Annotated in this window: 14 protein-coding genes; 5 read left to right on the top strand and 9 right to left on the bottom strand. The window is 45.2% G+C overall.

What is annotated here, in order from left to right:
- Positions 1 to 103 precede the first annotated feature (103 nt).
- The 8 genes from AAE02nite_RS20210 to AAE02nite_RS20175 all read right to left on the bottom strand — a co-directional run bounded on the left by AAE02nite_RS20210 (position 104) and on the right by AAE02nite_RS20175 (position 8,289).
- Positions 104 to 1,216, bottom strand: coding sequence for a M20 family metallo-hydrolase (locus tag AAE02nite_RS20210; RefSeq protein ID WP_146902194.1), 1,113 nt, complete (start codon positions 1,214 to 1,216; stop codon positions 104 to 106).
- A 21-nt stretch (positions 1,217 to 1,237) separates the two neighbouring features.
- Positions 1,238 to 2,056: a pyrroline-5-carboxylate reductase gene (gene proC / locus AAE02nite_RS20205; RefSeq protein ID WP_146902191.1), complete on the bottom strand. Its 819-nt coding sequence runs from the start codon at positions 2,054 to 2,056 to the stop codon at positions 1,238 to 1,240.
- Between the two features lie 73 nt (positions 2,057 to 2,129).
- A complete protein-coding gene (gene argB / locus AAE02nite_RS20200) occupies positions 2,130 to 2,936 on the bottom strand; it encodes an acetylglutamate kinase (protein ID WP_146902188.1) in 807 nt (268 codons plus the stop codon).
- Positions 2,911 to 3,897, bottom strand: coding sequence for a Rossmann-fold NAD(P)-binding domain-containing protein (locus AAE02nite_RS20195; protein ID WP_146902185.1), 987 nt, complete (start codon positions 3,895 to 3,897; stop codon positions 2,911 to 2,913). Before AAE02nite_RS20195 ends, argB begins: the two co-directional genes overlap by 26 nt.
- A gap of 2 nt (positions 3,898 to 3,899) precedes the next feature.
- Positions 3,900 to 5,039, bottom strand: a complete 1,140-nt coding sequence (locus AAE02nite_RS20190; RefSeq protein ID WP_146902182.1) for an aspartate aminotransferase family protein — start codon at positions 5,037 to 5,039, stop codon at positions 3,900 to 3,902.
- A gap of 185 nt (positions 5,040 to 5,224) precedes the next feature.
- Complete coding sequence (gene argC / locus AAE02nite_RS20185; RefSeq protein ID WP_146902179.1) at positions 5,225 to 6,229, bottom strand: N-acetyl-gamma-glutamyl-phosphate reductase; 1,005 nt, start codon at positions 6,227 to 6,229, stop codon at positions 5,225 to 5,227.
- Positions 6,219 to 7,406 (bottom strand): argininosuccinate synthase, encoded by a 1,188-nt coding sequence (argG, locus tag AAE02nite_RS20180; RefSeq protein ID WP_146902176.1) that lies wholly within the window; start codon positions 7,404 to 7,406, stop codon positions 6,219 to 6,221. The genes argC and argG overlap by 11 nt, the downstream gene beginning before the upstream one ends.
- Before the next feature lie 97 nt (positions 7,407 to 7,503).
- Complete coding sequence (locus AAE02nite_RS20175) at positions 7,504 to 8,289, bottom strand: GNAT family N-acetyltransferase (RefSeq protein ID WP_146902173.1); 786 nt, start codon at positions 8,287 to 8,289, stop codon at positions 7,504 to 7,506.
- Between the two features lie 472 nt (positions 8,290 to 8,761).
- Between AAE02nite_RS20175 and AAE02nite_RS20170 the strand changes: the two genes are divergently transcribed.
- On the top strand, positions 8,762 to 9,616 hold the full coding sequence (locus AAE02nite_RS20170; protein WP_146902170.1) for a prephenate dehydrogenase: 855 nt from the start codon (positions 8,762 to 8,764) through the stop codon (positions 9,614 to 9,616).
- 18 nt (positions 9,617 to 9,634) lie between these two features.
- On the opposite strand, the gene AAE02nite_RS20165 is transcribed toward AAE02nite_RS20170, so the two are convergent.
- A complete protein-coding gene (locus AAE02nite_RS20165; RefSeq protein ID WP_146902167.1) occupies positions 9,635 to 10,069 on the bottom strand; it encodes a Rieske (2Fe-2S) protein in 435 nt (144 codons plus the stop codon).
- Positions 10,070 to 10,470: 401 nt separating this feature from the next.
- Between AAE02nite_RS20165 and AAE02nite_RS20160 the strand changes: the two genes are divergently transcribed.
- The 4 genes from AAE02nite_RS20160 (at position 10,471) to AAE02nite_RS20145 (ending at position 15,742) form a co-directional block, all read left to right on the top strand.
- The gene (locus AAE02nite_RS20160) at positions 10,471 to 10,704 is read left to right on the top strand and encodes a hypothetical protein (RefSeq protein WP_146902164.1); all 234 of its coding nucleotides are present in this window, start codon (positions 10,471 to 10,473) and stop codon (positions 10,702 to 10,704) included.
- A gap of 77 nt (positions 10,705 to 10,781) precedes the next feature.
- Positions 10,782 to 13,334: a DNA gyrase subunit A gene (gene gyrA, locus AAE02nite_RS20155; protein WP_146902161.1), complete on the top strand. Its 2,553-nt coding sequence runs from the start codon at positions 10,782 to 10,784 to the stop codon at positions 13,332 to 13,334.
- 36 nt (positions 13,335 to 13,370) lie between these two features.
- Positions 13,371 to 14,525 carry a tetratricopeptide repeat protein gene (locus AAE02nite_RS20150; protein WP_146902158.1) on the top strand — a complete coding sequence of 385 codons (1,155 nt, stop codon included), beginning with the start codon at positions 13,371 to 13,373 and terminating at the stop codon, positions 14,523 to 14,525.
- A gap of 446 nt (positions 14,526 to 14,971) precedes the next feature.
- Positions 14,972 to 15,742: a copper homeostasis protein CutC gene (locus AAE02nite_RS20145; protein ID WP_146902155.1), complete on the top strand. Its 771-nt coding sequence runs from the start codon at positions 14,972 to 14,974 to the stop codon at positions 15,740 to 15,742.
- Positions 15,743 to 15,747 lie beyond the last annotated feature (5 nt).

Below are 15,747 nucleotides of genomic sequence, written 5' to 3'. Positions count from 1 at the left end.
AAAGTCCTGTATATATTAAATGAGCGGGCAATTTAGTTAAATATTGGTTCTTTCTAATTATACAATTATGGTAACGTATCTCGTTAAACGTCCAACATACAACTTAAAATACCACCTGACTTAAAAGCCTAATGTATAAGTCAATTCCTTCTTCCAGTTCGCGTAAGTAAATATATTCATCGGCGGTGTGGGAGCGGGCCGAGTCGCCGGGGCCTATTTTTAAAGATGGAACCGGCATTAAAGCTTGATCGGATGTAGTAGGAGAACCATAAGTTTTACGGCCGAGTGCCAGCCCCGCCTGCACGATTTTGCTGTCTTTGGCGATGCTCGAAGAACGCAACCGGGTAGAACGGGGCGTTACTTCCGAATCCACCTGCTCCTTAATAAGAGCCAATACTTCTTCATTGGTATAACTATCCGTTACCCGCACATCTACCGTAAAGTTGCAACGGTCGGGAACGACGTTGTGCTGGGTACCGGCCTGAATAACAGTTACACTCATTTTTACCGGGCCTAAATATTCCGATACCTTCGGGAATTGAAAAGTTTGGAACCAATTAATATCCGGCAAAGCTTTATAAATAGCGTTCTCACCTTCCTCCCGGGCGGCATGCCCCGATTTGCCGGTCGTAACGCAATCCAGTACCATTAATCCTTTTTCGGCAACAGCCAAATGCATTTCGGTAGGTTCTCCCACAATGGCAAACTGAATATTCCCTAAATCGGGCCAGATACGTTCGATGCCATTGCGTCCCGAAATTTCTTCTTCGGCAGTAGCTGCTAAAACCAAATTATAAGCCAGGTCTTTTTGCGGGTAAAAATATAAGAAGGTTGCAATCAGCGAAACCAGGCAACCACCGGCATCGTTGCTGCCCAGTCCGAACAGCTTGCCTTCTTCTTCCAAAGGGAAAAAAGGATCCTTGGTCCAGCCTTTATTCGGTTTTACAGTGTCGTGGTGCGAATTTAGCAGCACCGTAGGCAAACCCGGATTATAATGTTGGTTAAAGGCCCATATATTATTTAGTTGCCGCTGGGTAGATACGCCGTGACGTTTCAAAAAATTGTTAATCAGGTCGGCCGTCTGATGTTCCTCACGGCTAAATGAAGGCACAGAAATTAAGTCTTTTAACAAACCCAACGCTTCCTGGTAAAGAAAACTGATTTGCTGATTTGCTGCCTGCCCAATATTCTGATTAAAAGAATCCGCTCCGCTCATGCCAATATTGTTGCCAAAAATCTAATCGTTTACGTAAAGGTTACCGGCTTTAATGGATGATTGCCGGATGCCTTTAATTAGCGCCGAGCTAAAGCCCGAGTGCTCCATTTCGTTCAGCCCGGCAATGGTACACCCTTTGGGCGAGGTAACTTTATCAATTTCGTTTTCCGGATGACTTTTGTTGGTCAGCAATAACTCGGCGGCACCTTTGGCCGTTTGGGCCGCCATGTGCAATGCTTCTGCCGCATGAAAGCCAATCTCGATGCCGCCCTGGGAAGCCGCCCGGATAGCCCGCAGGAAAAAAGCAATGCCGCAGGCACAAAGCGCCGTAGCCGAAGTCATTAATTCTTCGTGGATCTGCACGGTTTCGCCTACGGTATTAAACAGCTCTATTACCTTGGTAATATTTTCGGAAGAAGCATTCTGAGAGGCGATACAGGTCATGGATTCCTGAATGGCAATAGCGGTGTTGGGCATCGCGCGCACTACCTGTACATCTTTGCCCAGGCGGTTTGTAATATCACTCACGTTAACGCCCGAAGCTACTGAAATCAATAAATGCTTAGCCGGATCAACTACCTCCTGGATGGCATCGAGCAAAATATTTAATTGCTGCGGCAATACGGCCAGAACCACTATGCTGGCATAACGCACCGCTTTTACATTGTCGTCGGTAATCTGATACCCTTCTTCGGCCAGCTCGGCAATGGCCCGTAAGTTACGCCGGGTAATAATTATTTGGCCGGCTTCGTATTTGCCGGATTTTACTAATCCTTTGGCCAACGATAGCCCGATATTGCCACCGCCTAATATGGCGATTGATTCGTTTTGAGTACCCATTACTAATAAGTTAAATATTTAAACCGGGTTAAAAGTAGAAAGGACAGGGATTTTCCCCAAGTGAAAGACTTATCTATCTGTCGCCTTTAATTAATTTGGTACCGGCCGTCGCTTGCTTTTTCAGAATACGCAATAATTCGTCGGCGTGGCATATAATAACGGAGTTAACGCCGGCTTCAATGGCCCGGAAAGCATTATCGAGTTTCGGAATCATGCCCTGCGCGATGGTACCATCATTTTTAAGCGACTCATATTGATTTGGGGTTATCTGATGAATGACCGAATTATCATCGTTGATATCTACCAAAACCCCTTTTTTCTCGAAACAATAAGTAAGCTGCGTCGGGAAAATATGGGATAAAGCTACGGCCAAAGCCGAAGCAATGGTATCGGCATTGGTATTTAATAAATTGCCTTGCCCATCGTGCGTAAGCGGGGCAATTACCGGCGTTAAATTATTATCGAGTAGTAACTGCAAGGTAGCGGCTGGAATTGCACCTTCGGCAATATCGCCCACAAAACCATAGTCAATATCCTTCACCGGACGTTTGGTAGCCGGAATTATATCTGCATCGGCTCCGGTTAAACCCAAGGCATTGCAATTATTAGCCTGCAGTTTGGCTACAATATTTTTATTTACTAAGCCACCGTACACCATGGTAACAACCCGTAAAGTTTCGGCATCGGTAATGCGCCGGCCATCTACCATGCGGGCTTCAATGCCTAGGCCTTTACTTACTTCGGTAGCTATTTTACCGCCGCCGTGCACCAATATTTTAGGGCCGGTTAACCGGGCAAAGTCTTTTAAAAAAGAATTTAGTTTGGCTTCGTCGTCGATGATGTTACCACCAATTTTAACTACCTGCAAAGCGTCTTTCATCGGCTTGTTTAATATTGGCTTCCAGCATTTTTTTTAATACTATCTGGGCGGCCCACACCCGGTTACCGGCTTCTTTTATTACCAGCGAATCAGTACTATCCAGGATATCGGCGCCTAATTCCAAATCGCGGCGCACCGGTAAACAGTGCATTACTTTGGCGTTATTTGTAACCCCCAGCCGGTCGCGGGTCAGCATCCAACTTGGGTCGGTGGTAATAACTTTGCCGTAATCCTGGTACGACGACCAGTTTTTGACATAAATAAAATCTGCGTCTTGCAGGGCTTCTTCCTGGTTGTAGCTAATATTCGCGCCGTTGGTAAACTGCATATCCAGTTCGTAGCCTTCGGGGTGGGTAATGGTAAAATCTACATCGGCTTTACACATCCACTCGGCAAAAGAATTGGGTACGGCCTGCGGTAAGGCTTTTACGTGCGGAGCCCAGGTTAATACCACTTTCGGCCGACGGCCCTGCGGCGCATGTTCGGTAATGGTTATTAAATCGGTCAGGCTTTGCAGCGGATGCCGCGTACCTGATTCCAGACTTACCAAAGGCAAACCCGAGAATTTTATAAATTTATTTAAAATATCTTCGCTGTAATCTTCGTCTCGGTTTTGCAGGCTCGGAAAAGAGCGGATGCCCAGAATATCAAAATATTCGCCCATTACACCAGCCGCCTCCCGGATGTGTTCTACGGTGGTATCATTCATCACCACACCATCGCGGGTTTCTAGCGCCCAGCCTTCCTTATCAATATTCATTACAATTACCTCCATGCCCAGGTTTAAGGCGGCTTTTTGGGTACTGAGACGGGTACGCAAACTTGGATTTAAAAATATTAAACCCAACGTTTTATTTTTGCCAAGTTCTTTATGCGCGAAAGGATTTTGCTTTAAGTGTAAAGCTTCCTTCACCAACCCGGAGATGTCAGTAACATCATTAACAGACGTGAATAATTTCATGCTTATACTAGAGATTTCGTCAGTACATTTGAAAAAGCTTCGAGGAAAATATCGGCTTCTTCTTTTTTCAGGTTCAGGGCCGGCAAAATACGCAACGTATTTTTATTAGAAGCCGAACCCGTAAATATCTTGTATTCGTTCAGTAGTTCTTTCCGCAAATCCGCCACCGGATAAGGCATTTCTACCCCAATCATCAAACCCTGGCCGCGCACTTCCAAAACACCTTCGGTCTGGCGTAACTTCTCGATTAAATAATTGCCAACTTCTGCCGCATTCTCCACTAAATTCTCTTCTTTCAGCACATCTAATACCGCAATAGAAGCCGCACAGGCCAGGTAGTTTCCGCCAAAAGTAGTGCCCAACATGCCGTATTTCGCCTCAAACTTCGGACTCAATAAAATACCACCCACCGGAAATCCGTTGCCCATACCTTTGGCCATGGTAATAATATCGGCTTGTACATTGGCATATTGGTGGGCAAAGAATTTACCCGAACGGCCATAACCCGATTGAATTTCATCGAGAATTAAAATAATATTATGCTGGTCGCAGAACGCGCGAATCTGCGTCAAGAATTCAGCATTAGGGGTATAAACGCCGCCAATCCCCTGGATACCTTCAATAATTACCGCACAATATTCCTCCGGATTCTGTACTTGCTCAAACGCAGCAGCATCATTCAATGGTAAAAACAATACCTCGTGCCCCTTGTTGATGGGTGCTTGAATTGATTTATCGTCGGTGGCCGCAACGCCCGCAGAAGTACGGCCGTGAAAGGATTTACTAAATGAGATTACTTTTTTCCGACCGTTGTAAAACGAGGCCGCTTTCAGGGCATTTTCGTTCGCTTCGGCTCCGGAATTTATCAGGAATAAACTGTAATCCGAGTAGCCGCATTGTTTCGCTAATTTATCGGCTAATTCTTGTTGTTGCGGAATCTTAACGGAGTTAGAGTAAAACCCAATCTGGTTTAGTTGTTCCGTTAGCTTTTGAACATAGTGGGGGTGGCTATGGCCTATAGAAATTACCGCATGCCCGCCGTACAAATCCAAATATTTAATGCCTTTCTCATCCCAAACGTAAGAGCCTTCAGCTTTTACCGGCGTGATGTCGAAAAGAGGATAAACGTCAAATAATTTCATGTTGTGGTAAGTTTAACGTTGTTTAAACTACGTTGTAAGTTTGACCATGCAAGCAGCGTTACCTTTTTTCATTTTTAAAAAGAGTCTAAGCTGCCAACTTTTGTCATTCAGGAGGAAACTATGTAGCAGACAACTACAAAGTTTCCTCCTGAATGACAGATTTTGCTTACTTTTAGGTTTAAAATTTAGAAGCCTGATGGTTTTAATTGCAACCCAGCCGTCTCTGCCAAACCAAAAATAAGGTTCATATTTTGCACGGCCTGGCCGGAAGCGCCTTTAACCAAGTTATCAATCATGCTGATAATAACTAACTGGTCGCCCACCTTATCTACGTGCAAAATGCATTTATTTGTATTAACCACTTGTTTTAAGTGTGGATTAACGTCTGATAAATGCACAAACGGATGCGCCTGATAATAACTGTTGTAAAGCGCTCTGGCTTCTTCCAACGTTAAGTTACTTTGCAAATAAGCCGTAATCAATATTCCCCGGGTAAAATTGCCCCGGTAAGGCACAAAATTAATAGCCGGAATTTCAGCGGTTTGCAACTGACCTAAGCTTTGCCTGATTTCGTGCAGGTGCTGGTGGTTAAATAATTTATAGGTCGAAATATTGCTGTCACGCCAACTGAAATGACTGGTTTCGGATAAACTTTGGCCGGCTCCCGTAGAACCGGTGATACCGCTGATATGTACCGGCGCATTTAGTTTGTTCTGGCTGGCCAATGGCAATAAAGCCAGCTGAATGCAGGTAGCAAAGCAACCGGGATTAGCAATATTTTCGGCGTTAACAACCGCCTCTTTCTGTAACTCCGGTAAACCGTATACAAAGATGCGGCCATCAAAATTAGCAGTAGCCGCTAAACGGAAGTCCTGGCTTAAGTCAATAATTTTTACGGTTGCCGGAAATTTTTGTCCTTCCAGAAACTTTTTAGCTGCCCCGTGGCCCACGCACAGAAATACGACATCTACCGCATCGGAATATTCGGTACTAAAAGTTAGTTCGGTTTCGCCGAGTAGATCGGTATGGACTTCGTAAACCGGGCGGCCACCGTTGCTGGAGCTGTGCACAAAGCTGATGTCGGCGTTGGGATGCTGCAGCAAAATGCGTAATAACTCGCCACCGGTATAACCAGCGCCCCCAACAATGCCCACCCGTACTTTCTGGTCGGAGGTTTGGTTAGCGCTCATTTACTTTCTGGTAAATCATGGTTTGGTTACCGAATATTTTCGAGAAGCCTTTCACGTCTTCGCCGGTCCAGGCGTTGTTCATTTCGCCGTAAGAACCAAATTTAGATGCCATTAAATCGTGCTCCGATTCAATACCAACCACGTAGAAGCGGTAAGGCGCCAGCCCTACGGTTACCGTGCCGCTAACGGTAGCTTGGGTATCTTCTAAAAACTTCTCAATGTTCCGCATTACCGGATCTAAAAACTGACCTTCGTGCAACAAGTTACCGTACCATACCGCTAACTGATCTTTCCAGTAAAGCTGCCATTTGGTAAGCACGTGTTTTTCCAGGGCATGGTGCGCTTTAATAATTACCATGGGTGCCGCGGCTTCAAAACCAACCCGACCTTTAATACCAATAATGGTATCGCCCACGTGAATATCGCGGCCTACGCCGAAAGGCGCGGCAATTTCGTTTAACTTTTGAATAGCTTCTACCGGGTTTTCGAACTGCTGGTCGTTGATGCCTTTCAGTTCACCATTTTGGAAAAGCAGTTTTACTTCCTCGGGGTTTTGTTTGGTAACCTGAGTAGGCCAGGCCTCTTCGGGTAAGTAACCGTAAGAAGTAAGGGTTTCTTTTCCGCCTACCGACGTGCCCCACAAACCTTTATTTATAGAATAAGCCGCTTTCTCAAAATTCATTTCCACCCCGTGCTGCTTCAGGAAATCAATTTCCTCCTGGCGCGATAATTTCAAATCTCTTATTGGCGTTAATATCTGAATATCCGGAATCATGATATTAAATATCATGTCGAAACGTACCTGGTCGTTACCGGCGCCGGTGCTGCCGTGGGCTACGTAATCGGCATCTATTTCTTTGGCGTAGCGGGCAATGGCCAAAGCCTGGTACACGCGCTCGGCACTTACCGAAAGGGGATAAGTGTTGTTTTTTAAAACATTACCAAAAATCAGGTAACGAATACAGCTATTATAATAATCTCCGGTTTCGTCCAGGGTCAGGTGTTGCTTTACGCCTAAGGCATAAGCCCGCCGCTCAATTTCAGCCAGTTCATCGGCAGAAAAACCGCCGGTGTTTACAATAGCCGAATAAACTTCCAGGTTTAACTCTTCGGAAAGATATTTAACGCAATACGAGGTGTCGAGGCCGCCACTAAAGGCTAATACCACTTTTTTCATGTAGAAAGGTTGATAGGGTTTTGATACATGTAATAACGCCTTGGGGCGCATTACCTGTACCTAAAATATTTTTTTAACTAAACGCAAATATAAACCACTAAAACAAACTGTTCAAAACAGTACGCAACGAGTGCATTATGCCTTTGTTTTTACGTTCGCGCAACAGCACGTGCTGCTTAATCTGCATCCACCGCTCATAAAGCTTTGAATTCTTAACAAAATCCAAAAGACCTTTATCTTCTTTCTTATCCGGCTCCGAGTTCTTAATGCCGTTTTTAGCCTTATTTTTTGCTTCTTCCGCCGGGTCGTACAACATGGCCGTACACAGGCAGTTTTTTCGCTCTTTGGCCGTTAAAATATCGAAGTTAACACAACTGCGGCAGCCTTTCCAGAACTCTTCGTCGTTGGTAAGTTCCGAGTAGGTTACCGGTTTATAACCCAGGTCGGAGTTAATTTTCATAACCGCCAGCCCGGTGGTTAAACCAAATATTTTAGCGTGCGGATATTTCTTCCGCGATAACTCAAATATTTTTTCTTTAATCCGCTTTGCTAAACCGCTTTGGCGGAAGTTGGGCGAAACAATTAAACCCGAATTGGCCACGTACTCGCCGTGGCCCCAGGTTTCGATATAACAGAAACCCGCCCACACGTTATCGTGGCTTAAAGCTATTACGGCTTTGCCTTCGAGCATTTTTTCTTTAATATATTCCGGCGAACGCTTGGCAATACCGGTACCGCGCAGCTTGGCCGATGACTCCATTTCATCCACAATAATCTGGGCAAACTGGGTGTGGTTGGCGGTAGCTACCTGTATGATAAAATCTGCATCAACCTGTGGTGGTACAAGTTGTTCGGCATTAACAGATTTATTATTTTGGATCATCTGATCTAAAAAAATTTAAAAATGAATAAAAATCCTGCTTCAGGAATACTTAAAAAACAAAAAGAAGTTGGAAAGAAGGCAACTACGTAGGTCGCCCGGAACAGACTACGCCCGCAAGGGGTAGACCTGTCTATACGCAGGATTGATAAATGGAGACGACACGACCTTAGGGCAAGGTGCGGCGGCAAAGAAGTTGCGATATGTGGTATATTTCTCCATTAAATTCGCGGCAAATGTAATAAATTTACTCAATTAGAAAATCTTTGTTTTAAAAAATTTAAAAATTAAATAATTATTAAGTTCTACCACTTTGTTTTTCTTTTAGAAGCCGGGTAAAAGCTTTCTAGTACTATAAAAAAAAATCTTCTGCTATAGTTCAAAAACCGCGCCTAAATTATTTAAACCCATTTCGTGGCCAATGCTTTCGGAAAAGATATTTGGAATTTAAGAAAGAAACTTGTCATTTAGCGGTATGAATATTTGTATTGTGGGCCTGGGCCTGCTGGGCGGGTCGTTTGCTTTAGGATTAAAACAACTGCCATATCATTATCATTTTATAGGGGTAGACAACAACCCGGAACATGCGGCTAAAGCCTTGGAATTGGGCTTGGTGGATGAAATATCGGACCTGGAAGCGGGAGTAAAAAAAGCTGATTTAACGGTGCTGGCGGTGCCGGTTAATGCTTTAATAGCCATGCTTAATCCGGTGTTAGATATGCTCCCGGAAAAGGCCACTTTAATAGATTTTGGTTCTACGAAAGAACTTATTTGCGGCGTGGTGCAGAACAACCCCAAACGCGCCCAGTTTGTAGCGGTGCACCCCATTGCCGGTACCGAAAATTCGGGGCCCGAAGCCGCTTTTGCCGGGTTGCTGCCCCGCAAAATAATGATCATCTGCGACAAGGAAAAAAGTCGGCCCGAATCGGTAAAACTGGTGGAAGACATTTTCCGGCAACTGGACATGCGCTTGAGTTACATGCCCGCCGATTCGCACGATTTGCACCTGGCTTACGTGTCGCACCTGAGTCACATCAGTTCTTTTGCTTTGGGCGCTACCGTCCTGGAAAAAGAGAAAGACGAAGAAAATATTTTTAATATGGCTGGTAGTGGTTTTTCTTCCACGGTGCGGTTAGCCAAAAGTTCGCCCGAAATGTGGGCGCCTATATTTACCCAGAACAGCCGCAATATTTCTGCCGCCCTGGATAGTTACATCCGGAAGTTGCAGGAATTTAAAAACATGATCGATAACCAGGACGAAGCGGCCAGCTTTGAACTCATGAAAAAAACGAACGATATCCGGCGGATTTTAAGCGGAATCGATCAGTAGGAATATTTTGTGACGCGGCTAATCTTCGTACACCCGCAAAGTGTCGCCGGTTAAGGTAGTTTTGTATTGTTTCAGGGCAGTAGCAGCCGGGCCATTCAGCACCGAGCCATTCTCGTTAAAAGCCGAGCCGTGCACCGGGCAATCAAATCTTTTGCCGGTAGCGTTGTACATTATAGTGCCGCCCTGGTGGGTACAGGTAGAAGACACTGCCACATACGTAGAGGTATTGGTGAAAGCCACGATTACGCCGCTGCTGATCAAGGCATTGCCCGGTGTTTTGAGGCTGGCATTAGCGGGTAAAGCTAAGTTTAAGGTGAAGTCTTTTTTGGGCTGATTCCCGCCACCCGGCTGCGGATCCTCCGAATCGGAGCTGGAACAGCCTCCTAAACAACCAACCGCAAATAATGCTGCTGCACTCGATCCCAATAGCGATAAGAATTCTTTTCTTTCCATAGTTGATTTATTTCCTCGTTATTAATTTCTTGATTGTGCCGCCTGCACGGAAATAATTATGGAAGGGTTGCCTGCTGCTGAATAAATATCTCTTTCTTCTTCGGCCGGACAGTGCGCACGACTCCGGGAAATATATTTAACGGTGATAAAATTGGAGTTTAATATTTTTAAAAATTTTGCAGACGAACGGCAAACAACTGAAATGCTGAAAAGCTGAAGCAGCTTTTCTTTCTTATTTGGTTTGTCAGCAACTGATTTACTAAATAATTATTTAGTTTTAAAGATATTTGATTTAACCTTTAGAATAAACTTTTAATAATTTCGTTTATACAAAGGATCTTGAACCTGCTCTGGTTGTTCTTTTGCAGCCTGGAAAAGCCGGATCATTTTCTTTAAAATTTATGCATAAGTATATTTTAATATTTTTCGTTTCATTATTAAGTTTCTCGGCTTGCAAACCGGCTTGCAAAATTTATTCCTGCCACATTCGCAAACAGCATTTGCACGGCAAAAAAGCCTATCGGGGGCAACCCATCTGGAAAAAACAAAACCCGCGCATTGGCGAGAAACTACCCAACAGGCCCGCCCAGGACAATCAAAAATCGCAACGGAAGGACCGCAAGAAGCAGAAATAAAGCTAGGGAAAACGGCAAAAAATGCGTAACTTGCAGCTTTTATTGTAAATAATTAAATAAATTTTTGAGCTATCTCTATGGCTGAAGGCGAAAAAATAATTCCTATAAATATTGAAGATGAAATGCGCGGCGCCTACATCGATTATTCGATGTCGGTTATCATCTCACGGGCTTTGCCCGATGTGCGCGACGGCTTAAAACCAGTGCACCGCCGGGTTCTGTACGGTATGTCGGAACTGGGGGTGTCTTACAACAAAGCTTACAAAAAATCGGCCCGTATTGTGGGCGAAGTACTGGGTAAATACCACCCGCACGGCGATGCCTCGGTTTACGATACCATGGTGCGGATGGCCCAGGATTGGTCGTTGCGTTACCCGCTGGTAGATGGCCAGGGTAACTTTGGTTCTATCGACGGCGACTCACCGGCTGCCATGCGTTACACCGAAGCCCGTTTGAAGCGGATTGCCGACGAACTGCTGGCTGACCTCGAAAAAAATACCGTTGATTTTGTGCCTAACTTCGACGACTCGCTGAATGAGCCCAGCGTAATGCCGGCTAAAATCCCAAATTTATTGATAAACGGTACGTCTGGTATTGCAGTGGGTATGGCTACGAACATGGCGCCCCACAACTTATCGGAAGTAGTAAATGGCATTATAGCTTACATCGATAATAATGAAATTACCATAGCCGAGCTCATGGAGCATATTACTGCGCCGGATTTTCCGACCGGTGGTATTATTTACGGCTACGAAGGCGTGCGTACGGCTTTTGAAACGGGCCGCGGCCGGGTTATTATGCGGGCCAAGGCCACTTTCGAAACCACCCCAACTGGCAAAGAACAGATAATTGTTACCGAAATTCCGTACATGGTAAACAAAGCTGCCATGATCGAAAAAACGGCCGCTTTAATCAACGAAAAGAAAATAGAAGGAATTTCGGACTTACGCGACGAATCGGACCGCGATGGCTTACGCATTGTGTACGACCTGAAACGCGACGCCATGCCGAACGTGGTGCTGAACAACCTTTACAAATATACCCAACTGCAATCTTCTTTCGGGGTAAACAACGTGGCATTGGTCGCAGGACGGCCTATGACCCTGAACCTGAAAGACCAGATTAAATATTTTGTGGAACACCGCCACGAAGTAGTTATCCGGCGCACCGAGTACGAACTGGCCGAAGCGCAGAAACGGGCGCACATCTTGGAAGGATTATTAATTGCCCTCGATAACCTCGACGAAGTTATCAACCTCATTCGCTCTTCACGCGATCCGGAAATTGCCCGGGCCGGTTTAATTGAGCGTTTCAGTCTGAGCGATATTCAGGCGCGGGCCATTCTGGATATGCGTTTGCAACGTTTAACCGGCCTGGAGCGCGATAAAATTGTAAAAGAATACGAAGAGATAAAAGCTTTTATCGCCCGTTTACAAGAGATATTAGCCAGCGAAGCCGTCCGGATGCAGATTATCAAAGATGAGCTCCTGGAAATTAAAGACCGCTACGGCGATGACCGCCGGACCACGGTAGAAATGTCGTCGAGCGATTTCTCGATGGAAGATATGATTCCGGATGAGAGCATGGTTATTACCATTTCGCACGAAGGCTATATTAAACGCACGGCTTTAACCGAATACCGCAGCCAAGGCCGGGGAGGCGTAGGTTCGCGGGGAGCATCGGCCGGCAAGCAAGACGACTTTACCGAGCATTTATTTATTGCCAGCACGCATAATTACATGCTTTTCTTTACCGAGCTTGGCCGGGTGTTCTGGTTAAAAGTTTACGAAATTCCGGAGGGCGGCAAAACCACCAAGGGCCGGGCTATCCAAAACCTGATCCAAATAGAGAAAGATGATAAAGTACGCGCCGTTATTAACGTGCACGATTTAAAGGATCCGGATTACGTTTTAAATAATTATCTTATTTTCTGTACCGAAAAAGGTATTATCAAGAAAACACCGCTCGAAGCTTATTCGCGGCCTCGTTTAAACGGTATTAACGCTATTACCATTAACGAAGGCGACTGCCTGCTGGATGTGCAGTTAACCAACGGTACCAACGATATTGTACTGGCTTTAAAATCGGGCCGGGCGGTGCGGTTTAACGAAGACAAAGTACGCTCCATGGGCCGGAACGCCGCCGGTGTGCGGGGCGTAACCCTGGCCAACGACGACGATAAAGTTGTTGGTATGGTTTGTGTTAAAGATGAGCAGATGAATTTGCTGGTAGTTTCGGAAAAAGGTTATGGCAAAAAATCGGCTATTGAAGAATACCGGATAACCAACCGGGGCGGCAAAGGCGTAAAAACCTTAAATATTACCGAAAAAACCGGCCATTTGGTAGCTATCCACGGCGTAATTGATACCGATGATTTAATGATTATAAATAAATCCGGTATTACCATTCGCTTACGGGTTTCCGATTTACGCGTTATTGGCCGGGCTACCCAGGGGGTACGGCTAATTAAAATAAACGAAGGCGATGAAATATCTTCGGTAGCTAAAATAGAAAACGAAGAGAAAGCCGATGAATTGGCCGAAGAAATAGTGCTGAATCAATCGGAACTGCCCGCCGATGAATCGTTAAACCCTGATTTAATTGATCCGGATTTGATTAATGAAAACTAATTTTTAAACTTAACCCAAACACACAAAAATTAATTTATGAAAAAGCTCTTATTAACAGCAGTTGCGGCGTTTAGTATGCAACTTGCTTTTGCCCAAAAGTCGGCTGTTACTAATGCATCTTTACACCTCAAAAACGGGACCTTAGATAAAGCAAAAACGGAAATTGACAAGGCCGTGGCACACGAAAAAACTGCCAATGACCCCAAGGCTTGGTTTACCAAAGGTGAAGTGTATGCCGGTATGATAAGCAATCCGATTTACGGCACTTTGGCTCAAGACCCTTTAACAGAAGCATTAGCTGCCTACGACAAAGCCATTGCCTTGGATAAGCCGGACGGCGAATACGCCAAGCAAGCCAAAGAAAAGAAAGCGGCACTAGGCGAAGTGGTTTACGTTACGGCGCTGAACGAAGGCGTAAAAAATTACCAGGAGCAGAAATATGCCGAAGCTTTCACCGCTTTTACCAAAGCGCAGGCCGCTCGTCCGCAGGATACCACCGCCTATTTATATGCTGCTACCTCGGCCGAACAGTCTAATAACTTTGCCGGGGCCAAAGAAAATTACCGCAAGCTGATTGGTATTAATTATACCAAGCCTAACGTTTACAACCGCTTGTATTACATTGCCAAAGAGGTTGATAAAAACGAAGCAGAAGCCATGAAAGTGCTGGAAGAAGGTTTAAAAGCCAACCCGAACAACAAAGAGTTGATGCTGGAAGAACTGAACGTTTATATTAGCTCAGGTAAAAGTACCGAAGCCATTTCTAAGCTGGAGAACGCCATTAAGGTAGACCCCAAAAATATAAACTTATACCTGGTGTTAGGTCAGGTGTATGAGCAAACCAAGCAATTTGATAAGGCAGAAGACAATTATAAAAAGGCTTTGGCATTAGAGCCGGCAAATGCTACCGCAAACTTTAATCTGGGTGTGGTTCACTTTAACCGGGGTTTTGAGATTAATAAAAAGCTGCGCGCTATGAACTCTGCCACCTACTCTAAAAACGCACCTAAGATGGAGCCCGAAATGAAAAAGCATTTCAATGCTTCACTGCCTTTCTTTGAAGCTGCTTTAAAGGCTAACCCGAACGATGCCAATACCATGGATACTTTAGCTAAAGTTTACCTGGCCTTAGGCCGCAACAAAGATGCTGACGCCATGAATAAGAGAGCCGATGCTGTTAAGCAGAAATAAGGTTTTTAGTATGTAAATAAAAAAAGGGAAGCAATAGCTTCCCTTTTTTATGTCCAGACTACACCAATTAGAATAATCACTTATCATCCTATAAAAACTTCCTGGTTGTCAGGCTGAAAGCATCTATTGTTTAGAAAGTAAAGGAGGTGATTACCGCTTTACCGGTTTCATCTGTAAGCCGTTTTAACCAATAGTTTCTTCCAGGATGACAGAACCGAAGAATCTCTTTTGGAGGAGCGTGAATACTACTTGGTATTCGAATCAAATATTACGTGCAGGCGGCCGATTGTTTGAAAATAGAAAGGAATATTCTACTTTTAAATAGAGAATGCCGCAACATCGTTGGGGATTTTCCAGGTTCTGAATAATTACTCATTATCCATTCAGAAATAAGTTTTGCGCCAGTACCTTTATACCTTTAATTACGAATTTTGAATATTTACCAAGTGCTTGCAGATAAAAATAACCCCACCATAGCGCTCGAAATCTGTACCGATTCGGTAATATCTTGTTTGGAGGCGCAGCAGGCAGGAGCCGCCCGGGTAGAGTTATGTTCCGGTTTGTTTGAGGGTGGATTAACCCCCAGCCAGGGCTTAATAGAAGTAAGCCGCCAAAGTATCAGCATTGGCCTGCACGTGCTAATCCGGCCCCGTGGTGGCGATTTCTGTTATTCCGATTTGGAGTTTGAGGTAATGCTGCGCGACATCGCTTTGGCCAGAGAAGCGGGCTGCGATGGCGTGGTAATAGGTATTTTAAACCCCGATGGTACCATCGATGAGGAACGGACCAGTGCATTATTTGCGGCGGCCCGCCCCATGTCGGTCACTTTTCACCGGGCGTTTGATATGGTGCCGGAGCCTTTAGCTGCTTTACAGGAATTAATTTCCATGGGAGTGGATCGGTTGTTAACATCAGGGCAGGAAAAATCAGCATTGGAAGGCTCGGAGTTGATAGCACAGTTAGTACAGCAAGCCGCCGGCAGGATTATTATTATGCCGGGTGGCGGTATTACCGAACGCAATATTGCCCGTATTTGCCGGGAAACCGGCGCCCCTGAATTTCATTTATCAGCCCGCAGGAAACAACCGGGCAACATGCAGTACCGCAACGAGCGCGTGTCTATGGGCGGCGAACTGCGCCTGCCCGAATACGAATTAGCAATTGCCGATGCCGGCAAAATTAAGGCAGCCCTGCAGGCGGTGAATGTCCGCGCTTAAACAAT

It is taken from the genome of Adhaeribacter aerolatus (assembly GCF_007991635.1).
Classification (GTDB): Bacteria; Bacteroidota; Bacteroidia; order Cytophagales; family Hymenobacteraceae; genus Adhaeribacter; species Adhaeribacter aerolatus.
Note: the sequence above shows the minus strand (reverse complement) of the source record. Positions and strands in the feature narration are given on the sequence as shown.